19 protein-coding genes are annotated in these 21,476 nt (G+C 69.4%); 12 read left to right on the forward strand and 7 right to left on the reverse strand.

Features of this window, described 5'->3' with window-relative positions; genetic code table 11:
- The first annotated feature begins 182 nt into the window (after positions 1 to 182).
- Complete coding sequence (locus ACYQ78_RS01935) at positions 183 to 3,128, forward strand: bifunctional [glutamine synthetase] adenylyltransferase/[glutamine synthetase]-adenylyl-L-tyrosine phosphorylase (protein WP_459799734.1); 2,946 nt, start codon at positions 183 to 185, stop codon at positions 3,126 to 3,128.
- A gap of 114 nt (positions 3,129 to 3,242) precedes the next feature.
- Entirely contained in the window at positions 3,243 to 4,412 is a 1,170-nt protein-coding gene (locus ACYQ78_RS01940) for a hypothetical protein (RefSeq protein WP_459798889.1), read from the forward strand.
- Here ACYQ78_RS01940 and ACYQ78_RS01945 read toward each other — a convergent pair.
- Both ACYQ78_RS01945 and ACYQ78_RS01950 read right to left on the reverse strand, forming a co-directional pair.
- A complete protein-coding gene (locus ACYQ78_RS01945) occupies positions 4,399 to 5,793 on the reverse strand; it encodes a hypothetical protein (RefSeq protein WP_459798890.1) in 1,395 nt (464 codons plus the stop codon). The two genes, ACYQ78_RS01940 and ACYQ78_RS01945, sit on opposite strands and share 14 nt — an antisense overlap.
- Before the next feature lie 49 nt (positions 5,794 to 5,842).
- On the reverse strand, positions 5,843 to 6,481 hold the full coding sequence (locus tag ACYQ78_RS01950; protein ID WP_459798891.1) for a TetR/AcrR family transcriptional regulator: 639 nt from the start codon (positions 6,479 to 6,481) through the stop codon (positions 5,843 to 5,845).
- A 50-nt stretch (positions 6,482 to 6,531) separates the two neighbouring features.
- Here ACYQ78_RS01950 and ACYQ78_RS01955 point away from each other — a divergent pair, with 50 nt between their 5' ends.
- A complete protein-coding gene (locus ACYQ78_RS01955; protein ID WP_459798892.1) occupies positions 6,532 to 7,713 on the forward strand; it encodes a hemerythrin domain-containing protein in 1,182 nt (393 codons plus the stop codon).
- Here the strand turns inward: ACYQ78_RS01955 and ACYQ78_RS01960 are convergent.
- Positions 7,704 to 8,840, reverse strand: a complete 1,137-nt coding sequence (locus tag ACYQ78_RS01960) for a Fic family protein (RefSeq protein WP_459798893.1) — start codon at positions 8,838 to 8,840, stop codon at positions 7,704 to 7,706. The two genes, ACYQ78_RS01955 and ACYQ78_RS01960, sit on opposite strands and share 10 nt — an antisense overlap.
- 23 nt (positions 8,841 to 8,863) lie before the next feature.
- Positions 8,864 to 9,367 carry an SMI1/KNR4 family protein gene (locus ACYQ78_RS01965; protein WP_459799735.1) on the reverse strand — a complete coding sequence of 168 codons (504 nt, stop codon included), beginning with the start codon at positions 9,365 to 9,367 and terminating at the stop codon, positions 8,864 to 8,866.
- Positions 9,368 to 9,524: 157 nt separating this feature from the next.
- On the opposite strand from ACYQ78_RS01965, the gene ACYQ78_RS01970 reads away from it, so the two are divergent.
- Both ACYQ78_RS01970 and ACYQ78_RS01975 read left to right on the forward strand, forming a co-directional pair.
- A complete protein-coding gene (locus tag ACYQ78_RS01970; protein ID WP_459798894.1) occupies positions 9,525 to 9,899 on the forward strand; it encodes an NUDIX hydrolase in 375 nt (124 codons plus the stop codon).
- Positions 9,899 to 10,366, forward strand: coding sequence for a hypothetical protein (locus ACYQ78_RS01975; RefSeq protein WP_459798895.1), 468 nt, complete (start codon positions 9,899 to 9,901; stop codon positions 10,364 to 10,366). The genes ACYQ78_RS01970 and ACYQ78_RS01975 overlap by 1 nt, the downstream gene beginning before the upstream one ends.
- A gap of 49 nt (positions 10,367 to 10,415) precedes the next feature.
- On the opposite strand, the gene glnA is transcribed toward ACYQ78_RS01975, so the two are convergent.
- Positions 10,416 to 11,840, reverse strand: a complete 1,425-nt coding sequence (gene glnA, locus ACYQ78_RS01980) for a type I glutamate--ammonia ligase (protein ID WP_459798896.1) — start codon at positions 11,838 to 11,840, stop codon at positions 10,416 to 10,418.
- 188 nt (positions 11,841 to 12,028) lie between these two features.
- Here glnA and ACYQ78_RS01985 point away from each other — a divergent pair, with 188 nt between their 5' ends.
- On the forward strand, positions 12,029 to 12,481 hold the full coding sequence (locus tag ACYQ78_RS01985) for an RDD family protein (RefSeq protein WP_459798897.1): 453 nt from the start codon (positions 12,029 to 12,031) through the stop codon (positions 12,479 to 12,481).
- Between the two features lie 91 nt (positions 12,482 to 12,572).
- Here the strand turns inward: ACYQ78_RS01985 and ACYQ78_RS01990 are convergent, their stop codons facing one another.
- Both ACYQ78_RS01990 and ACYQ78_RS01995 read right to left on the reverse strand, forming a co-directional pair.
- Positions 12,573 to 13,349: a class I SAM-dependent methyltransferase gene (locus tag ACYQ78_RS01990; RefSeq protein WP_459798898.1), complete on the reverse strand. Its 777-nt coding sequence runs from the start codon at positions 13,347 to 13,349 to the stop codon at positions 12,573 to 12,575.
- Positions 13,346 to 14,023, reverse strand: a complete 678-nt coding sequence (locus ACYQ78_RS01995) for a DUF4191 domain-containing protein (protein WP_459798899.1) — start codon at positions 14,021 to 14,023, stop codon at positions 13,346 to 13,348. Before ACYQ78_RS01995 ends, ACYQ78_RS01990 begins: the two co-directional genes overlap by 4 nt.
- 145 nt (positions 14,024 to 14,168) lie before the next feature.
- Here ACYQ78_RS01995 and ACYQ78_RS02000 point away from each other — a divergent pair, with 145 nt between their 5' ends.
- From ACYQ78_RS02000 to ACYQ78_RS02025, 6 genes are read left to right on the forward strand one after another with little or no spacing between them, the layout of a single operon-like run.
- On the forward strand, positions 14,169 to 15,173 hold the full coding sequence (locus tag ACYQ78_RS02000; RefSeq protein WP_459798900.1) for a LacI family DNA-binding transcriptional regulator: 1,005 nt from the start codon (positions 14,169 to 14,171) through the stop codon (positions 15,171 to 15,173).
- Positions 15,170 to 16,411, forward strand: coding sequence for an extracellular solute-binding protein (locus ACYQ78_RS02005; protein ID WP_459798901.1), 1,242 nt, complete (start codon positions 15,170 to 15,172; stop codon positions 16,409 to 16,411). Before ACYQ78_RS02000 ends, ACYQ78_RS02005 begins: the two co-directional genes overlap by 4 nt.
- A 53-nt stretch (positions 16,412 to 16,464) precedes the next feature.
- Complete coding sequence (locus ACYQ78_RS02010) at positions 16,465 to 17,343, forward strand: carbohydrate ABC transporter permease (protein ID WP_459798902.1); 879 nt, start codon at positions 16,465 to 16,467, stop codon at positions 17,341 to 17,343.
- Positions 17,340 to 18,149 carry a carbohydrate ABC transporter permease gene (locus tag ACYQ78_RS02015; RefSeq protein WP_459798903.1) on the forward strand — a complete coding sequence of 270 codons (810 nt, stop codon included), beginning with the start codon at positions 17,340 to 17,342 and terminating at the stop codon, positions 18,147 to 18,149. The genes ACYQ78_RS02010 and ACYQ78_RS02015 overlap by 4 nt, the downstream gene beginning before the upstream one ends.
- Positions 18,150 to 18,161: 12 nt before the next feature.
- Positions 18,162 to 19,655 carry a glucoamylase family protein gene (locus tag ACYQ78_RS02020; RefSeq protein ID WP_459798904.1) on the forward strand — a complete coding sequence of 498 codons (1,494 nt, stop codon included), beginning with the start codon at positions 18,162 to 18,164 and terminating at the stop codon, positions 19,653 to 19,655.
- The gene (locus ACYQ78_RS02025) at positions 19,652 to 21,367 is read left to right on the forward strand and encodes a GH39 family glycosyl hydrolase (protein ID WP_459798905.1); all 1,716 of its coding nucleotides are present in this window, start codon (positions 19,652 to 19,654) and stop codon (positions 21,365 to 21,367) included. Before ACYQ78_RS02020 ends, ACYQ78_RS02025 begins: the two co-directional genes overlap by 4 nt.
- Positions 21,368 to 21,476: the final 109 nt, after the last annotated feature.

The following is a 21,476-nucleotide window of genomic DNA, read 5'->3' on the forward strand; positions in this document are numbered from 1 at the left end:
ACGTCGCACAAGCCACGGGGTTACCGTGTGCGGAAGTTGACGACATGGCCATTGAACTGAGAAACGCGGGGTAGCGGTCGGATGGTCGTGTCGCGAGGATTCCTCTTGGAGAAGGAAGACCATTGCGCATTGACGTCGCGGACATCGAGGCGGAGGAAGGGTCGGTGAACGCCGCGTTCCGGATGCAGACCACCGCCGGGCGCCTGGCCCGCCTCGGATTCGCCGATGGCGCCAGGGCCGAACGGCTGCTGGACGCACTCGGACCCGAGGCCGTGGCCGATTTCGACCTGCTCGACGACCTGGTCTCCGCCGCCGACCCCGATCTGGCCCTGATCTCGCTGAGCCGGCTGGTCGAGAACGACCCGAGCGTGCTGGGCGCGCTCCGCGCCGACCCCGGCCTGCGCCGCCGCCTGCTGCGCGTCTTCGGCCTCAGCGCGGCCCTGGGCGACCACGTGGTGCGCCACCCCGAACACGTCACCGGGCCCGACCCGGAAGACCCGGCGAGCCACCGCGAGGAACTGCTGTTCGCCGTCGGCGCCGACCCCGACTCGGCCGACCCGGTCGCCGCCGGGGAGAACGCCCTCGACGCCCTGCGCGTCGCCTACCGGGGCCGTCTGCTCCACCTGGCCGGGCTCGACGTCACCGGCGTGCTGACCCTGGCCGAGATCGCCGCCGAGCTGTCCGACCTGGCCGCCGCCGCCCTCGACGCCGCCCTCGCCATCGCCCGCGCCGAGACGCCGGGCTGGGAACAGGCGCGGCTGGCCGTCATCGGCATGGGCAAGTGCGGCGCCCGCGAGCTCAACTACATCTCCGACGTCGACGTCATCTTCGTCGCCGAGCCCAAAGAGGGCGTCGACGAGGCGCTCGCGCTGAAGACGGCGACCAAGCTGGCCCAGGCGATGATGCGCGCCTGCACGACCAGCACCCCCGAGGGCTCGCTGTGGGAGGTCGACGCCGGGCTCCGCCCCGAGGGCAAGCTCGGGCCGCTGGTCCGCACCCTCGACAGCCACCTGACCTACTACCGCCGCTGGGCCAAGACCTGGGAGTTCCAGGCCCTGCTCAAGGCCCGTCCGGTCGCCGGCGACATGGAGCTCGGCGAGGAATACGTCGAGCTCGTCAACGACATGGTGTGGGAGGCCGCCGCCCGCGAGAACTTCGTCGAGGACGTGCAGGCCATGCGCCGCCGGGTCGAGGCTCACGTACGTGTGTCGGAGGCCGAGCGGCAGATCAAGCTCGGGCCCGGCGGGCTGCGCGACATCGAGTTCGCGGTGCAGCTCCTCCAGCTCGTGCACGGCCGCACCGACCCGATGCTGCGCCGCCGGGCCACCCTGCCCGCGCTCGCCGCCCTCTCCCGGGGTGGCTACGTCGGGCGCGACGACGCCAAGGCGCTGGCCGAGGCCTACTCGTTCCTGCGCCACGTCGAGCACCTGCTCCAGCTCCACCGGCTGCGGCGCACGCACGTGGTGCCGTCCGACAGCGCCGACCTGCGGCGCATCGGGCGCGGGCTGGGCATGGTCACCGACCCGGTCGGCGAGTTCACCACCACGTGGAAGCGCCACGCGCTCGAAGTGCGGCGGCTGCACGAGAAGCTGTTCTACCGGCCGCTGCTCCAGGCGGCGGCGCGTCTTCCCTCCGAGGAGAGCCGCCTGTCGACCTCGGCCGCGCAGGCCCGTCTCGAAGCCCTCGGCTACGCCGACCCGTCGGGCGCGCTGCGCCACATCAGCGCCCTGACCAGCGGTGTCTCGCGGCGCGCGGCCATCCAGCGGACCCTGCTGCCGGTCATGCTCGGCTGGTTCGCCGACGCGCCCGACCCCGACGCCGGGCTCCTCGGATTCCGCCAGATCAGCGACAAGCTCGGCGCCACGCCCTGGTACCTGCGGCTGCTCCGCGACGAGACCGCCGTGGCCGAACGCCTGGCCAGGCTCCTCGGCACCTCCCGCTACGTCACGACGCTGCTGCTGCACTCTCCCGACGCGGTCGGGATGCTCGGGTCGGCCTCCGACCTGGCCGTCCGGCCGGTCGAGGCGCTGCACGCCGAGGCCAACGCGGCGGTGTCCCGCTACGGGCAGGACGCCGAGTCGTCGGTGGCGGCGGTCCGCGCGCTGCGGCGGCGGGAGCTGTTCCGGGTGGCCTGCGCCGACCTCGGCGGCCACCTCGACATCGAGGGCGTCGGGCAGGCGCTGTCGGAGCTCAACGACGCCACCATCGAGGGCGCGCTCAACGCGGCCGTCAGCAAGGTGACCGAGGAGCGGCGGGGCGAGTTCCCGACCCGCATCGCGGTCATCGCGATGGGCCGGCTGGGCGGCTTCGAGTGCTCCTACAGCAGCGACGCCGACGTCATGTTCGTGCACGCCCCACGTCCGGGCTTCGAGGAGAAGGACGCCACCGACGCCGCGCACGCCGTGGCCGAGGAACTGCGCCGCCTGCTCGTGCTGCCGACCCCGGAACCGCCGCTGGCGGTCGACGCGGGTCTCCGCCCCGAGGGCCGGCAGGGTCCGCTCGTCCGGACGATCTCCTCCTACCGGGCCTACTACGAGCGCTGGTCGTCGCCGTGGGAGGCGCAGGCACTCCTGCGCGCCCGGTTCTGCGCCGGTGACTTCGAGCTGGGCACCGAGTTCACGGCGCTGATCGACCCGCTGCGCTACCGCGAGGAGGGCCTGGCCCCCGACGCGCTGCTGCAGATCAGGAAGCTGAAGGCGCGCATGGAGGCCGAGCGGCTGCCGCGCGGCGCTGACCCGACCCTGCACACCAAGCTCGGCCGCGGCGGCCTGTCCGACGTCGAGTGGGTCGCCCAGCTCCTTCAGCTCCGCCACGCCGGGATGGTGCCCGCCCTGCGGACCACCCGGACCCTGGACACGTTGCGTTCGGCAGTCGGCGAGGGACTGCTGGACGCGACGGACGAACAGACCCTCGCCGACGCCTGGCGCTTCGCCTCCCGGGTGCGCGACGCCATCATGCTCGTGAAGGGCCGCTCGGCCGACTCGATCCCGGGGCTGGTCCGGGAACGGGCACTGGTGTCGAGGGCTCTGGGCTACCCGCCCGACGGGTCGGAGGATTTCATCGACGACTATCGCCGTACAACCCGTCGGGCACGGGCGGTAGTGGAGCGGGTCTTCTACGAGGACTGATCGTTTTCCGGCCGATGACGCGGTCCGGGCAGCGGCCGGTGCTGATCGGAAGCGTCTTGCACGAAGGGTGATCACCCGGTTGCGGTGGTCCCGGCAGGGGTGTATCACGGTCCAATGGTCTCGTACTACGTAGATCTGGCCATTGGGCTGGTGCTGGCGTTCCTGCTCTTATCCCTGCTGGTCAGCGGGTTGAATGAGGGCGTCGTCCGATTATTGGGCATCCGGAGCAAGTTCCTCTGGGCCTACCTGCGCGACACCCTCGACGGCGGCGAGCAAATTGACCGGGTGTCCGGTCTGGTGCGCTGGCTGGACAAGCGGCTGCGCGGGGTGACCTCGCTGGGGCGGCGGTTCCGCAGTGCGCTCGCCGACCTGCTGCCGCCGCTCCGGAACGCCTCCCGGTCGCGGCTGCCGGCCACCATTCTCGGCGTCTTCGTCAAACTCCCGTTCGGCAAGGACCCGCGGCCGAAGTTCAGCCCCACCCCCGCCCCGGTCGACATCGCGCCCTCGACCCCCGAGCAGGCGCCCACCCGCCAGGGTGAACCCTTCACCGACCTGCTCCACGAGCGGCTCCAGGAGATCGACGAGGCCCGGCAGGGCAAGACGTCCATCGCCCAGATCCCGCCCTCGCGCTTCAGCGTCGCGCTCCTGGAGATCGCCAGCGAGCGCGGCGGCGTCGACGCCCTGCTGGCCGAGCTGAAGCGGCTCGACTCCCCGCTCTACCGGCCGCTGGCGGGCCTGTGGGCCAAGGCCGGGGTCGACCTCGAGACCTTCCGCAAGGGCGTCGAAGAGTGGTTCGACGGCGAGATGGAGCGCCTGACCGTCCTCTACCGGCGCTTCGTCCGGGTGGCCGTCGGGGTGCTGTCGCTGCTGGTCACGCTGCTGTTCAGCATGGACTCCCTCGAATACGGCAAGACGCTGCTCAACGACAGCGCCTACCGCTCGTCCATCGCCGCCTTCGCCGAGCGGGGCGAGGAGGCGCTGGGCCCGATCAAGAAGCAGTGCGAGCCCGGCGCCGACACCTACGAGTGCGTGGCCGAGGTGCTGAGCACCCCGGCCTTCGTGAAGATCTTCACCCACGCCCCGGTCAGCGCCGAGATCCCCACGGCGGGGACCCCGGTCTGGAAGTGGAGCGGCGGCGACTGGTGGGAGCGGCTGAAGAGCCCGAGCCACTGGCCCGGGTTCCTGCTGACGCTGATCGCGCTGCTGTTCGGTTCGTCGTTCTGGTGGGACATGCTCCGCCGGGTGACCGGCCTGAAGTCGAAGACCCAGGTCACACCTTCGTGAGCAGGCTCCGGAAGGCGTCCTGACCGCGGCAGGTAATGATGAGGAAGCCCTGGGGCGCCATCCCGCCGAGGAACGCGTCGAAGTTCGCGTTCCGGCCCCCGGGGTCGATGCTCAGGCCGGGATCGGCGTCCAGGGCCGACCGGTCGGCGGTCGGCGGCAGCGCGACGATCACCGTCCCCGCGAAGGCCTGGTCGCGGTCGAGGCAGAGCACCCGCTTCCGGTCTTCGCCGTAGAGGAACAGCACCTCGTCGGTGGCCTCCATCAGCTCGTAGCCCTCGTCGACGGCGAGCCGGTAGAGACGCCGCTCCAGCGCCGACCGCCAGAACGGCTTGCCCATCCGGGCGGGCCCGGCGGGTTCGGCGGAGAGCAGCGCGTCGAGGGCGCGGGTCACGACGTCGGAGCGCCCGGCGATCATCTCGGGTGTGAGCGAGGGCCGCTTCCGGTATCCGGCGGCCGCGACCCCGGCCAGCAGCGGTTGCGCCCCCGGGAGCTCGGAGAGGTCGCGCAGCAGCGGGTCGAGCCGGGCCGGCCCGACCTCCCGCATCCACTCGACGTTCACCGCCAGCACCGACCGGTCGGGCCCGGTGGAGATGCTCCACACCTTGACCTCGCTCTTGCCGACCTGGAACGAGGCGGTCACCGACGGGTGGGCCGCCGAGCCGAAGGAGAAGCCCCGGAACGCCGGGTGCGCCTCGGCGTGCCGGTAGACGGCGAGCAGCGACTCCCGCAGGTCCGCCGGGGCGTGGGTGAGCGCCGCCAGCAGGTCGTGCTCCTCCCACCGGAACCTCTGGCGACCGGCGGGGACGACCGTCTTCACCGGCCCGCCCAGCACGGCGAGGATCGCCGCCCCCATCTCCCGCAGCCACGCGATGGCAACCGCCGTCTCGGCGGTGGTGCGGGGGGCGTGGTCGACGACGCCGCGCAGGCGCTCGCGGACCTGGTCGGGGGTGGTGGGAGCGCCCGCCGAGGTCATCTGCTCGGCGACCCGCAGCCAGAGGTCGCCGTCCATGACGTGGGCGAGGCCGTCGGCGACGGCGTCGGGCCGCTGGTGGACGACGCGGCCGAACCGCTCGCGCCAGTGGGCGGTCAAGGTCTCGCCGAGGTTGGCGCCGTTCCGGTGGACCTGCTCGAACAGCTCCATCGGGATGTCGAGCCGGAGATAGCGGCGCGGGCGGGGCAGGCTCGGGTCGAGCGCCAGCGCCACCGCCCGGTCGACGATCTCCCGGGTGATCCAGCGGTCGAGGCCGGTCACGGCCTGCAGCCAGGCGGCCCGGTGGAGATCGGCGACGTCGCGGATCGGCGCCGCACTCGGGCCCTCACTTGCAGGGATCAGGCGCTGGGCGAAGTCGAGATTGTCCGAGAACTCCTCGAACGCGGTCACGGGCGGCATCGTTTGCTCCGGTTTGAGATGATCAATACCACCTTGAACCCTATGGCAGCAGGGTCCTCTCCAGGGTCATCGTGACCCAGTCGGCCCAGCGTTCGACGCCCCAGCCCCGGTCGACCACCAGCGCCTGGATCGTCCCGGTGTTGAACAACGCCCAGATCACGTCGGCCGCCTCCTCCGTCGGCACCCGCAGCCCCGGCCCGAGTGACTCGGCGATCCTCGTCATGTCGGCCAGGCGCCGTTCTTCATAGATCCTGTAAGCCGCTCCGAGCTCCGTGTCGGCGCCCGCCGCGACGTGGAAGGCGTACATGAGGGGGAGCACCCCCGGCAGGCCCTCGACCACGAGATCGCGGAAGCGGTGGAGCGCCTCGCGCGGGTCGGGGGTGGTCAGGACGTCCTTGATCGGGCCGCGCTCGATCACCGGCTCGGGGGCGTCGTCGCCGACCAGCGTGCGATCGATCGCCGCGAGCAGGAGGGATGCCTTGCCGCCCTGGCCGTAGACCGTCTCCACCGAGACGGAGGCGCGGGCGGCGATGTCCTTCATCGTCGTCGCGGCGTATCCCTTCTCCGCGAAACACACCGCCGCCGCCTCCAGCACGGCGGAGCGCGTGCGCCGGGCCTGCTCCTCGCGGAGGGGCGATCGGTACCTCCTTGACGCGTCCGGGTTTTTGGCTACAGTCATCATGTATCCATTCAAGTTCGACTGGATCGAATACTAGCAAAGGAGCAGTCATGACGGCCATATCGACCGCCCCGCCCCAGGCCTTACGTCCGGGAGGCAGCGTGTCGCGCGTCATCGCCGCCGACCCGGCGCACCTCTACGGGTGGGTCGCCGACGTCACCCGTACACCCGAATGGAGCCCCGAGACCCGCCGCTGCACCTGGCTCGGCGACGAGCGCGGCGCGGGCGCCCGCTTCGAGGGCTTCAACGTGTACGGCCCCTGGCGCTGGTCGCGGCAGTGCGAGGTCGTCACCGCCGACCCGGGCCGCGAGTTCGCCTTCCGCACGGTCCCCGCCGACGGCGGGGTCACCGACTCGACCATCTGGAGCTACCGCTTCGAGCCCGCCGACGGCGGCACCCGCGTGACCCACGGCTACGAGATGGTCCGCCTGATGCCCTCGGGTGCCCAGCGCACCGCCGCCCTCCTGATGCCCCGCCACCGCGACCGCCGTCCCGACATGGCCCGCTCCCTCGACCGCCTCGCCGACCTGATCGAGGGCCGCGCCAACGCCCCCCAGCCCAGCCTGGGCCAGTCACACACGGCCGAGGGCCCGATCCCGCTCGGCAACATGTACGTGATGCACCACGCCTTCCGCCGTGACCTGCGCGACCTGACCCGCGCGGTGCCCGCCACCCCGCTGACCGACCGCGAGGCCTGGGCCGCCCTGGCCCGCCGCTGGACCGGCTTCGCCACCACCCTGCACCACCACCACACGATCGAGGACACCTCGATCTGGCCGAGGGTCCTCGAACGCGTCGACGCCCACGCCGTGATGGCCGCCATGGAGGCGGAGCACGCGCGGATCGACCCTCTGCTGGAGCGGTGCGCCGAGGGTTTCCACGGCATGACCCTGATCCCCGACGCCCGCACCCGCGACCGCCTGGCCGCCGACGTGACCGCCTTCCGCGACCTCCTCGACGCCCACCTCACCCACGAGGAGACCGAGGCCCTGCCCCTCGTCCAGCGCCACCTGTCCCAGGCGGCCTGGGCCGAGAGCGAGAAGGCGGCCAGAGCGGAGTTCAAGTTCGGAGACCTGGCCTTCACCGTGCCGTGGACGACCCTGGGCATCCCGGCGGATCAGTTCGACGTGGCCTTCGCCGAGGGAGGCTGGATGATCCGCCTGCTCCTGGCCATCACCCGCCGCCGCTTCCAGCGCGACCACCGTGTCGCCTTCCGCTGGCTTCAGCCCTGATAGGGGTCGACGAGCGTGAACGGTTGCTGTGCGATCTCCAGCACGTCGTGGGGGAACCGGGGCCCCGCGGTGTAGAAGCGGGCGCGGGTGCGGCCGACCGCTTCGATGACCCCCGCGACCGTCAGGTCACGCAGGTCTCGCTGGGCCTGCTGGAGGCTCAGCGTCTCCGCCTGTTCGTAGCGGCTCCGGCGCACCCGGCCCTCCATCGCGACGTCGTGCAGGGCGGTCGCCACCCGAGGGTCGAAACCCTGCGCCTGGGCGAACGTGTCGAGCATCTCCCACACCCCGGCCGACTTCGCGATGCGCTTCGCCACGGTCTGCGCCTGCTGGTGATAGGCCACCAGGTTGAAGCGCAGCCACGACGAGACATCCTGATCGGGCCGGTAGACGGAACCACGGGAGGCCAGTTCCCGGTAGTACTCCCACGTGTGCCGTGGCCGGCCCAGCCACGCCTCGATCGACGAGAACTCCGGTGCGAGCTCACCCTCCCGCCCGATCATGAGCGTCTGCAGCGACCGTGACATCCGCCCGTTCCCGTCGGCCCACGGGTGGATCGACACCAGATGCAGATGCGCCATCGCCGCTCTGACCAGCGGATGTGTGTCGTCGGGCGCGTTGAGCCAGTCGACGAGCTCCGCCATCAGCTCCGGCACCTCGGGCGCGCCGGGTGCCGTGTAGGCGGCGACCCCCGGATCGCCGGGCTCAGAGACGTAGACCGGTCCGCGTCGCCACTGCCCCGCGGGCAGGCGGGGGGTGTGCCGGTGTCCCTGCAGCATCCAGTGCAGCCCGTTGAGGAGCCCCTTGCCATAGCCGAAATCGGGCGCGTCGTGGAGCGTCTGGACGTAGGTCATCATCCGCTGGTAGGCGACCGTCTCCTCGCGATCGGTGTCGGAGACGTCGACGTCGCGCTCGCCCGCGAAGATGTCCTCCACGTCGACCGTGGAGACCCGGAAGCCCTCGATGGCGTTCGACGCCGCGACCAGATCGGCGGTGAGGAACTTCCGCATCCCGGCGGTCCACTTGGCCGGACTCTGCCGGACCTGGTGCCGCAGCGACTGCCGCATGGCGTCGATTTCCGCCAGCACTTTAAGATCAACAGCGTTCTGGGCCGGAGTGGGATACAGCATTCGTCCATCATAGGGTGATTCAATCACCACGTCATTAACCGGTCCCGGCGCTTCGCGGCGGCGAACTCGCTCTCCATGAGTTCGCGGAACGACCGATGCCGGACCGCCCCCGGATACCAGGACGCGAAATCCCATGCCTCCCACTCCCCGTCGGGGAAGACGATCCGGGGGTTCAGGAAATAGGCCTGACCCTCGTGGTAGCCGGAAACGTAGAGCAGGTCGGGAAAGTACTCGGTGCGCAGATGAATCGCGCAGTCCTGCTCGGGGCCGTAGACGAAGTACTCGTCGTCCGGCACCTCCGGGAGGGGATCGTCGGGATCGGGCCGCCACGCCTCGACGATCCCGTTGTTCATGTCCCGCGCCCAGCCGATCTCGGCCGCCGGCAGCAGCGACACCGTGAGGTGCATCCCGAGGTCCCACCCGTCGGTGACCTGGAGGAACTCCCGATAGCTCGGCGGTAGCGCGACCCCCAGTCGCTCCTCCACTTCGAGCAGCGCCGCCGGTCGTTCTCGTAGTCCTCCCGGTATTCCGGTGGCGCCTGGGCCATGTCGCGCTCATGGACGGCGTGGACATGCCGGTTCATACCTTCGAGAAGTTCGAGCCAGGAGATCATGTCCGAACATTAGTGATCATGACCGACAAAGCCCCGTGGAAAGGCCGCCGCCGATGAGCCCGAGGTTCCCCGTGTCCGTCAAAGGCGTTGTCATCCGGGACGGCCGAGTGCTGCTGCTCCGCAACGACCGGGACGAATGGGAGCTCCCCGGCGGACGCCTGGAACTCGGCGAGGACCCACCCGAGTGCCTGGCACGGGAGATCCGCGAGGAGACCGGCTGGCAGGCGGCCATCGGCCCCATCCTCGACTCCTGGCAGTACCACATCTTCGAGGGCGCCGACGTGCTGATCGTCACCTACGGCGCCACCGTCGGCACCGACCAGCCGCCGGTACTCAGCCACGAACACCTCGAGGTCGGCCTGTTCACCGAAGACGAGATCCCGGCCCTGCGCATGCCCGGCGGCTACAAACGCTCGATCGCCGACTGGTGGGACAGGCAGGCGTGATGCGGCTCAAGCTGTTCGTCGGCGCGATCGCGTCGATGGTGGTCCTGCTCGGCGTGGTGGCGGTCATCGGGCTGGATCGCTACGCGGCGTTCATCTTCGAACGTGAGGACCCGGACTGCGTCCGCGAGAGCGAGGTGGAGATCGCGCGGCTGTCGGAGATCATCGTGCCGATCCTCCCTGCGGAAGGCCGCAGCGAGGTCGACGGTGACAGTAACTGCGCACCGCCCGAGCAGGAGCCTTCGATCGCCGTGTACGTCGACGACGTCTCCGTGGACGAACTGATGAGCAGGTTCCGCCCCCTGGGATGGAGCCAGGTCTCCGTCACGGAAGAGGCCCAAGAAGGGAACGCCATCATCGCCGAAGTGGAGAAGCGGATCGACGGCAGGCGTGTCGAAGCCCAATTCGTCGAGGTGGACCGTCACCCCGACACCGTGCTCGTCGTGGCGTGGTTCCCGGCGGGCGGATGAACGCGAAAGGCCGCCGGTGGAACCGGCGGCCTTTGGTGAAGCGTGACGATCAGACGTCGTAGTAGAGCTCGAACTCGTGCGGGTGCGGGCGCAGCCGGATCGGGTCGATCTCGTTCTCGCGCTTGTACGCGATCCACGTCTCGATCAGGTCGGGCGTGAACACGCCGCCCTCGAGCAGGTAGTCGTGGTCGGCCTCAAGGGCGTCGAGCACCTCGGGCAGTGACCCCGGAACCTGCGGAACCGAACGCGCCTCCTCCGGGGGAAGCTCGTAGAGGTCCTTGTCGACCGGCTCCGGCGGCTCGATCTTGTTGCGGATGCCGTCGATGCCGGCCATCAGCATGGCCGCGAACGCGAAGTACGGGTTGCACGACGGGTCGGGCACCCGGAACTCGATGCGCTTGGCCTTCGGGTTCGATCCGGTGATCGGGATACGAACACAGGCCGAGCGGTTCCGCTGCGAGTAGACGAGGTTCACCGGAGCCTCGTAGCCCGGAACGAGACGGTGATAAGAGTTCACCGTCGGGTTCGTGAAGGCCAGCAGCGACGGCGCGTGCTTCAGCAGGCCGCCGATGTAGTAGCGCGCGATGTCCGACAGACCGGCGTAGCCGACCTCGTCGTAGAACAGCGGCTCGCCGTCCTTCCACAGCGACTGGTGGCAGTGCATGCCCGAGCCGTTGTCGCCGAAGATGGGCTTCGGCATGAAGGTGACCGTGTGGCCGAACTCGAGGGCCGTGCTCTTGATGATGTACTTGTACAGCATCAGCTTGTCGGCGGTCTTGAGCAGCGTGCCGAACCGGAAGTCGATCTCGGCCTGGCCGGCGGTGCCGACCTCGTGGTGCTGCATCTCGGTCTCGATGCCCGAGTCGATGAGGCGGCGCACCATCTCCGACCGCAGGTCGGTGAAGTGGTCCATCGGCGGGACCGGGAAGTAGCCGCCCTTGTAGCGCGGCTTGTAGCCCAGGTTGCCGCCCTCGGTCGCGGTGCCGGTGTTCCAGGCGCCCTCGATCGAGTCGATGTAGTAGAACGACGAGTGCTGGTTGGTCTGGAACCGCACGTCGTCGAAGATGTAGAACTCGGCCTCGGGGCCGAAGTAGACCGTGTCGGCGATGCCGGTGCCCTTGAGGTACTCCTCGGCCTTGCGCGCGACGTTACGCGGGTCGCGGCTGTAGGCCTCGCCGGTGAGCGGGTCGTGCACGAAGAAGTTGATGTTCAGCGTCTTGTGCTGGCGGAACGGGTCGATGACGGCCGTCGACGGGTCGGGCAGCAGCAGCATGTCCGACTCGTGGATGGCCTGGAACCCGCGGATCGAAGACCCGTCGAACATGAGGCCGTCGGTGAAGACGTTGGGGCCGAAGTTCTCGACGGGAAAAGTGAAGTGGTGCGTCGTACCCGGCAGGTCGGTGAACCTGACGTCAACGAACTGCACGCCTTCGTCCCGGATGTACGACAGGACGTCGTCGGCGGAGTTAAACACTCTCGAACCTCCCAGGGGCACTGGCTTAGCAGACTGAAAGTAGGACTGTGCCGTTACCGTCGGGTGTCTCGTTTGTTTCACACGTGTTAATGGGAAGCACGCTGTCGAAACCTGACCGCAGGGTGTAACTGCCGCCGTCGCCGCAGGTCATCGTGACGACCGAAAGGGGCGGCCATTACCCTGGATCCATGAGCAAAGAGCCCCGCTGGACGCAGACCTGGCTGACCGGCACGCCCGCCGTTCAAGCCTATCCGGGCGAGCGCCTGGGCCTGCCCGAGCAGGGTAAAGGTTCGGTCGCCCGCTTCGGCAGGCGCATCGTGGCACTGGCGATCGACTGGCTGATCTGCGTCTGGGCCATCGCCCAGGGCCTGCTCGGCGCGAAGGGCACCGACGCCACGCTGATCGCGACGGGCGTCCTGGCGCTCGAATACATCCTGCTCGTGGGCACGATGGGCATGACGTTCGGGATGCGGCTGGTCAACATCAGGGTCGTGTCGCTGGCGGGCCCGCAGCTCACCCCCAAAGCGGTGCTGATCCGGACCGTCCTGCTCATCCTGGCCGTCCCGGCGCTGATCTTCGACAAAGACCAGCGCGGGCTGCACGACCGCTTCGCCGGCACCGTCGTCATCCGCGAAAAGTAAAAGCTTCTTCTCTGTTACGGCTCTCGCCCACCCCGGCGCCGCCCGCCGCCCCGGCCGGCCGCCGTATCCGGCGCCAACCGGCCGCGCGGGTTCAGGGGGAGACGACGCGGAAGATGACCGTCCCGGGGAAATGCCGCCCGCGAAGAGGGCTCCAGCCGCCCCAGATCCGGTCGTGACCCTCGGGCCATTCGGGTTCGACCAGTTCGTCGAGCCGCAGACCGGCGCCGGTGATCGCGGCGACCCAGTCGCCCATCGTGCGGTGATGCTCCACGTAGGTGACCTCGCCCTCGTCGTTCCGCTCCAGGTAAGGGGTGCGGTCGAAGTAGGAGCGGTCACTCGTCAGGCCGCGCGGCCCGGGGTCGTCGGGGAAGGCCCACCGGATCGGGTGGGACACCGAGAAGACGAACTGGCCGCCCGGCCTGAGCACCCGCGCGACCTCGCGCAGCGCGTTGGTGGCACTGGCGACGAAGGGGAGCCCGCCGAAGGCGGAGCAGGCGAGGTCGAAGGTGCCGTCGAGAAAGGGGATCTTCTCGGCGTCGGCCTGGACGACCGGCAGGGACGTACCGGAATCGAGATCGATGCGGCGCGAGTGCTGCAACTGCCGGTGCGAGACGTCGAACGCCGCCACCGAGGCGCCCTGGGCGGCGAGGTAGCGCCCGCACTGACCGGCGCCGCAGCCCACTTCGAGGACCGAGAGGCCGCGGACGTCGCCGAGCAGGTGGGCCGAGGCCTCGTCGAGCCCCTCGGGGCACCAGATGAACCCGTCGTCACGCAGGAACGAGCCGTGTTCGGCCTGGTAGTCGTCGGCCGCCGAGTCCCAGTAACCCCGGTTGGCCTGCGCGGAGACCAGGCTGTCTGGGGTCGTCACCGGGGACGGACACCCTTGGGCAGGCGGGCGCCCTTGGGCAGCGGGCCCTTGGGCATCGGGATCGACGGGGTCAGCGCGCGCATGCGGTTGTTGACCTCGGAGACGGCCGGCTTCTTCAGGTTGCGCGGCAGCTTCATGAGGTGGCGCTGGAGCTTGGCCAGCGGCACCTGACCCTCGGCGTCGCCGCACTGCACGTCGTAGACCGGCACGTCGATGGCGACCCGCTGGACCCGCTTCTTCTCGGCCACCAGCATCTTCTGCACGCGGGTGCCGGGGCCCTCGGAGACGAGGATGACGCCGGGGTAGCCGACCAGGCGGAAGACGAGGTCCTGCTCGCGGTTGACCGCGACCGGCTTCTCCTCGACCATCCAGTTGCCGCGCATGCCCTGGAGGATCGCGTAGACCGCGCCGGGCTGGCCGTCGAGCATCGAATATTGGGCCCGCTGAGCGAACCGGCCGAACAGCAGCATGCCGGCCAGCAGCGCGACCGGGATGCCGAGAATGATCACATACCAGAACGCGCCGGTCAGCAGGCCGATGACGACCGCCAGCGCGATCACGCCGACGACCGTCGCGTATACGAGCGGCATCCCCTTGGGATTGGCCTTCTTGATGATCTGCGCGACCATCCTGAGCTGCTTGATGCGGCCTGGGTTCGCCGAGTCCTTCGCCATGTTCTGAAGGATACAAATCCCCGGTGCCAAGTGTGAAAACGTGACCTTCGCCAACCTGGGGCCGTAGTTATAAAACCGTAATAAAACTCCGTGTGATGCCCTCCCGCCGGGGCAGTGGAAGCGCTTACACACGCGAGGGAGTACGGTGTCCGACTCGACGATCTACGAAGTGGCCAGGCTGGCCGGGGTGTCCATCGCCACGGTCTCGCGGGCGTTGCGCGGCACCGGGCCGGTGTCGGCCGCGACCCGCGAGAAGGTGCAGCGGGCGGTCGAGGAGCTGCGGTTCACCCCTAGCCGCCTCGGGGTCTCGCTCGCCGAGGGCCGCCACGCCGCCAACGGGATCATCTTCCCCGACCTCTCCGGGCCCTATTTCGCCGAGGTCCTCCTGGGATATGAGGAGGTCGCCGCCGAACTCGGCCGGTCGGTCCTGATCCTGTCCACCCGTGATCGCGAGGGTGTGCCGGAGACGGTGAAAGATCTCGCCACCCGGGTAGACGGGCTCGTCGTGTTCGGCCAGACCCTTCCCGACGCCCTGCTCACCGAGCTGGCCGAGTCTGGCCTGCCGACGGTCCTGCTGGCCCGCGACGCCCACCCCGGCACCGAGGCCGTGCGCAGCGAGAACACCGACGCCGCCGAAGCGCTGACCGCGCACCTGATCGACCACGGCCACCGCGCGTTCGCGCTGGCCGGCGGCCACGACGAGGGCGACGTCAGCCGGCGGTGGACGTCGGTCGCCCGTACCCTCGGCCACCACGGGATCACTGTGCCGCGGCCGGTGGAGTGCCCGTACACGGTCGAAGGCGGCTACGAAGCCGGGCTTTCTGTCTTGAGAACCCGGCCAGACGTGATCATGTGCGCCGACGACCAGGTCGCCCTCGGCGTGATCCTGGCCGCCGAGGAGCTGAAGCTCCGGGTCCCGCACGACGTCGCCGTCACCGGCTGGGACGACATCATGGCCGCCCGCCACTCCCGGCCCGCCCTCACCACCGTGCGCCAGCCCCTGCGCGAGCTCGGCGGCGCGGCCGCCCGCCTCCTAGACGACTTGATCGCCGGAGCGGAGCCCACGAACACCACGCGCGTTCTCGCCACCGAACTCGTCATCCGGTCGAGCTGTGGCCTGCACCCCCCGGCACATCAGGAGGAACAGTGAAGAAGTACGCCCTAGGCCTGCTCGCCGTCGCCCTCGCCGCCACCGCTTGTGGCCGCGACTCGGGCGGTGGCGCCGAGGAGGCGCAGGCCGTCGACACCGCCAAGGCCACCGGAACCGTGACCGTCTGGGCGATGGGCACCGAGGGGGAGAAGCTCGACGCCTTCGCCCAGAAGTTCGAGCAGGCCAACCCCGGCATCACGGTCAACGTCACGGCCCTGGGCTGGGACGTCGCCCACGACAAGATCACCGCCGCGATCGCGGGCAACGCCACCCCCGACGTCTCGATGATCGGCAACACCTGGATGGGCGAGATGGTGAAGACCGGCGCCATCGAGGCCACCCCCGCCGACCTGGTCGACCAGAACGCCTTCTTCCCCGGCGCCTGGGGCACCGGCGTCATCGACGGCGCCGCCTACGGCATCCCCTGGTACGTCGAGACCCGCGCCTTCTACTACCGCACCGACCTGGCGAAGGACGCCAAGGCCCCCGCCACCTGGGACGAGGTCACCGCCTTCGCCAAGACCCTGAAGGACAACGGCGCCGAGCTGGGCGTCGAGCAGAACTTCCGGATCGGCTCCTGGCAGGAGATCGCGCCGCTGCTCTACCAGGCCGGCGGCGACTTCCAGAAGGACGGTGCCTGGACCCTCGACACCCCGCAGATGCTCCAGGCCCTCGAACACTGGGGCTCGTTCTTCAAGGACGGCCTGTCCGTCACCACCCAGCCCAACGGCGCCTTCCCGCAGACCTTCGTCAAGGGACGCGTCGGCGCCTTCTACTCGGGCCCGTGGATGATCACCGCGATGGAGCAGGACGGCGGCGCCGACTTCAAGGACAAGTTCACCGTCGCGCCCTACCCCAAGGGCCCGGCCGGCGGCACCAGCCTGGTCGGCGGCAGCAACATGGTCGTCTTCAAGGACAAGCCCAACCGCGACGCCGCCTGGAAGTTCCTCACCTGGCTGACCGACCCGAAGGTCCAGGCCGAGTGGTACACCACGGCGTCGGCGCTGCCCAGCGTCCAGGCCGCCTGGCAGGAACCCGCACTGACCGCCGACGAGCGGGTGCAGGTCTTCGGTGAGCAGCTCAAGGACACCAAGGCGGCCCCGCCGGTGCCGACCTGGGAGCAGGTCGCCAAGGTCATGGAGGCCGAGCTGGAGAAGTACGCCCTCGGCAAGCAGGACTCGGCCACCACCGCCAAGCGGATGCAGGAGCAGGCCGAGCAGATCGGCACCGGGGCCTGATCATGGCGACCACCCTGGAAAGACCGGTCGCTCAGAAGGCACCGGCTCTCAAAATGAAGAAGCCACGAGGCTCCTGGGTGGCGTGGATCTTCGTGCTGCCCTTCCTGATCGTGTTCGTGGTGTTCTGGGCCGGGCCGCTGCTGGCCGGGCTCGGGATGAGCTTCACCGACATGCGCAGCACCGACGTCCGCGACCCGCTCGCCGTCGACGTCGTCGGGCTGGAGAACTACCTGCGGCTGTTCAACGACGAGCTGATGCGCAAGGCGGCGCTCAACACGCTCATCTTCGTCGTGACCGCGCTCCCGCTGACCATCGCGCTCGGCCTGGCCGCCGCCGTCGCGCTCAACTCGGGGATCTCCCGGCTGCCGGCCGCGTTCTTCCGGCTGGGCTACTACACGCCGTACATCACCAGCATCATCGGCATCGCGGTGGCCTGGCGCTTCCTGCTCGACCCGGACGCCGGGCCGATCAACCAGGCGCTCGCCTGGTTCGGCATCGACGGGCCCGCGTGGCTCTCCGACGAGAGCACCGCCCTCCCGGTGATCATCGTGATGACCGCCTGGCGGAGCTTCGGGTTCGACATGGTCGTGCTGCTGGCCGCGCTCCAGGGGATCCCGAAGGAGCTCTACGAGGCCGCCGACATCGACGGCGCCGGGCGCTGGCAGCGGTTCCGGTCGGTGACCGTGCCGATGCTGCGGCCCGCGCTGCTGTTCTGCACCGTCTACTCCTCCATCGGGTTCGCCCAGTTCATGGAGGAACCCCTGGTCATGACCAAGGGCGGCCCCGCCGGGGCGACCACCTCGGCGTCGCTGGCCATCTACAACCAGTTCGGCGCGGGCGCCTACGGCTACGCCGGAGCCGCCGCCACCGTGCTGTTCACGGTGATCGTCGCGCTGGCGCTGCTCCAGTTCAGGATCGGGAGGCGCTCGTGAAACGCCGGATGTCCACCTACGTGCTGCTCACCGCCGGGCTGCTCGTGGTGATCTTCCCCTTCCTCTGGACGATGCTCGCCTCGTTCAAGCCCGAAGGCGAGATCAGGCAGAACCCGCCGACCTTCCTCCCGGCCGAATGGACGACCAGCAACTACAGCGGCCTGTTCGAGCGGATGAACATGGGCACCGCGTTCCTCAACAGCGCGATCATCGCGATCGCCCTGGTGGTGGCCAACCTGCTGCTGTGCTCGATGGTCGGCTACGCCTTCGCCAAGCTGCGCTTCCGGTTCAGGAACACCCTGTTCGGGCTGGTCATGGTGCAGATGATGGTGCCCGCGATCGTTGTGATGGTGCCGCAGTTCGTGCTGATCGCGAAGATGGGGCTGGTCAACACGTTCCTCGGGATCGTGCTGCCGTTCGTGGTGGCGCCGCTCGGGATCTTCATGATGCGGCAGTTCATCGCCGACATCCCCGACGAGCTCATCCAGGCCGCCCGGGTGGACGGCGCCAAGGAGTTCCGCATCTTCTTCTCGATCGTGCTGCCGCTGTGCCGGCCCGCCCTGGCCACTCTCGGGCTGATCACGTTCATGACCTCGTGGAACAACTTCCTGTGGCCCGCCGTGGTGGCCCAGAGCGAGGACATGTACACCCTGCCCGTCGCGCTCGCGATCTTCAGCAACGCCCAGGCGACCCAGTACGGCCTGCTCATCGCGGGTGCCGTCGTGGTGGTCGCCCCGATCCTCCTGCTGTTCCTGTTCCTGCAGCGCTACTTCGTACAGGGCATCGCCTCGACCGGACTCAAGTAAGGAACCCCGCGTATGCGCATGGCGCTGGCCGTCCTGCTGGCCGTATCACCGGCGGCACCGGCACCTGACAACAACGTTCTGAAGACCTACGCGAAGGACACCTGGAAGTCGATGGCCGCCATGGTCGACCCGGCCACGGGTCTGCCGTCCGACAAGATCGAAGGCACCCTCGACCCCGCGACCCGGGCGAAGGTGACCTCACCGACGAACATCGCGACCTACCTGTGGAGCACGGTCGCGGCCCGCGACACCGGGATCATCTCGGCCCGCGACGCTGAGAAGCGCGTGAAGCAGGTCCTCCAGAATGTGCGGAAACTGGAGCGCCACGAACCGACCGGCCAGTTCTTCAACTGGTACGACCCCCACACCCTCGCCCTGGTGAAGACCTGGCCGGACAGCGGCGATCCCGTCGCGCCCTTCGCGTCCAGTGTCGACAACGGGTGGCTCGGTGCGGCCTTACTCATGATCCGCTCGGCCGTGCCCTCGGTCGCCCGCGACGCCGACACGCTGGTGCGGAGCATGGACTTCTCGTCCTACTACGACCCGCAGGGCGCCGCCGCCCAGGGGACCGGCCTGCTCAGGGGCGGTTTCTGGCCCGAGAAGCCCGAGGGGTGCTCGACCCCCAGCGACTACAACGACTCCGGTACGACCGTCTACTCGACCTGCCACCACTACGGCGCGATGACCGAGACCAGGATCACCTCCTATGTCGGCATCGCCCTGAACCAGATCCCCAAGGCGCACTACTTCGGCATGCTGCGCACCCATCCGAACGACAACTGCGACTTCGGCTGGGCCGAGCAGCGGGCGGAGGGCTCCTGGCAGACCTTCGAGGGCGTGAAGGTCTTCGAGGGCACCTACGGCTACAAGGGCATGCGGCTGGTCCCGACCTGGGGCGGCAGCATGTTCGAGGCGCTGATGGTGCCGCAGCTCGTACCGGAGGATGTCTGGGGCGCGAAATCGTGGGGGCGTAACCACCCGGTCTACGTGAAGGCCCAGAAGGTCCACGGGCTCGACGACGCGAAATACGGTTACTGGGGCTTCTCCCCGTCGAACAACCCGGCCGGGGGCTACCGCGAATACGGCGTCGACGCGCTCGGCATGGACACCGACGGCTACACCTCCGACCAGGAACGCACCTCGGTCGACTACGGCTACGGCGACTGCCGCCCGGCCAAGCCCGAGCCCACCACTTATGGCGACGGCGTGGTGACCCCGCACGCCTCCTTCCTCGCGCTGCGCTACGCCGAGAAGGACGCCCTCGACAACCTCGCCAAGATCAAGAAGGACTTCGACTCCTACGGCCCCGGCGGCTTCTACGACGCCGTCGCCGTCAAGAGCAAGACCGTCGCCAAGCAGTACCTCGCCCTCGACCAGGGCATGATCATGATCGCGCTCGGCAACCGGCTGACCAGGGACAAGCTGCGGGGCTACTTCGCCTCGCGCGACGTCGAGAAGGCACTGAAGCCGGTGCTGTCGCAGGAGACGTGGGAGGTCCGTTCGTGAAGGCCCGTCGCGACTGGCAGGCTCGCATCCACCGCCCCTCGGGGGAGGTGACCGCGGCTCCGGCCGTGGACCTTCCCCCGCCCGGGGGCCTGCGCGCCACCCCGGGGCGCGGCTGCGTGACACTGACCTGGGAGCCGGTGCCGGGGGCGATCGGCTATGTGGTCGAGCGGTCCCCGTTCCGCGAGGGCCCCTACGCCGTGACGGGCCAGCCCGACGTGGACGTGCCCGCCGTCCCCTCCTGCCGCTACGTCGACACCGGCCAGGACCCCTGCTGGTATCGGGTGTCGGCGGTCGGCGGTCCTGCGGGGTCACCCGTGCACGGCTCGTCGGGCGGGTCGGGCGTGGCGAAAATCAACATTTCCGGAAATGTCGCCCGCGAGCTCCCCCGGCCATGGCGGTTCATGATCGGGTCGGAGCATCTGTCGTACATGTTCGAAGAGAAGGAGCTCGTCGAGGCCCTCAGGCTGGCGCACACGGAGCTCGGCGTGCAGACGGTGCGCGCCCACGCGATCCTGGACGAGGTCCGCATCGTCCCCGACGGATACGACTTCTCCCGCGTCGACCAGATCTACGACACCCTGAAGGACATCGGCCTGCGCCCGATCGTCGAACTGTCCTTCATGCCGGAAGAACTCGCCGCAGACCCGTCGAAAACGGTCTTCGGCTACGAGGCGATCATCAGCCCTCCGAAGGACTGGGACGCCTGGGGCGACCTGGTCCGCGCCTTCACCCAGCACTGCGCCGACCGCTACGGCCTCCAGGAGCTGATCGACCACTGGGCCTTCGAGGTCTGGAACGAACCGAACCTGGAGGTCTTCTGGTCCGGCACGCCGGACGACTACTTCCGCCTGTACGAGATCAGCGCCGCCGCCGTGAAGGACGTGCACCCCGCACTGAAGGTGGGCGGCCCGTCGTCGGCCGCCAACGGCTGGGTCGAAGAGCTGATCGCCCGCGACCTGCCCGTCGACTTCGTCTCCACCCACACCTACGGCAACGCGCCCCTGGACTGGCGCCCCGCCCTGGCACGGCACGGCCTGGAGGGCACCCCGATCTGGTGGACGGAATGGGGCCCCACCCCCACCCACTTCCACGGCATCGGCGACGGCCCGTTCGGCGCCTCGTTCCTCCTCCACGGCATGAAGTCGGTGGCCGGGCGCATGGAATCCCTCTCCCACTGGGTGGCCTCCGACCACTTCGAGGAGCTGGGCCGCCCGCCGAAGCTGTTCCACGGCGGCTTCGGCCTCCTGAGCGTCGGCAACCTCCGCAAACCCCGCTGGTGGGCCCTCGACCTGGCCAACCGCCTGGGCGACGAGGAACTGGTCACCAAGCTCGACGGCGACACCGGAGGAGTGGAGGTCTGGGCCGCCCGCCGCGACGACGGAACGGTCGGCATCCTGACCTGGAACGGCACCCTCAACCAGTCGAAGGCCGACGGCGACCCCGACCTCTCCCGCACCATCACGCTGACCATCACCGACCTGGGCGAAGGCGACCACACCGTCACCCACCACCGCATCGACGACCGCCACTCCAACATCCAGTCCCACTGGCACGGCCAGACCGACTGGCCCACAGAGGCGGAATGGGAGAAGCTCCACGCCGCGAACGTCCTGGAAGAACTCACCCCACCGGTGACGACCAGCGGCTCGACCCTCCGCATCGCCTTCGACCTCCCGATGCCCGGAGTCTCCTACATAGAGATCACCCCATAGCGGGCGCGCGAGCGCCTGAGGAACGAGCCAGGCAGTCGGGAACGCGCCTGTAGCCAGCGCGGCCGGCTGCCGACGAGGAACGGCCGGGGAGTTCATCCCCGGCCGTTCC

The organism is Herbidospora sp. RD11066, from assembly GCF_054661255.1.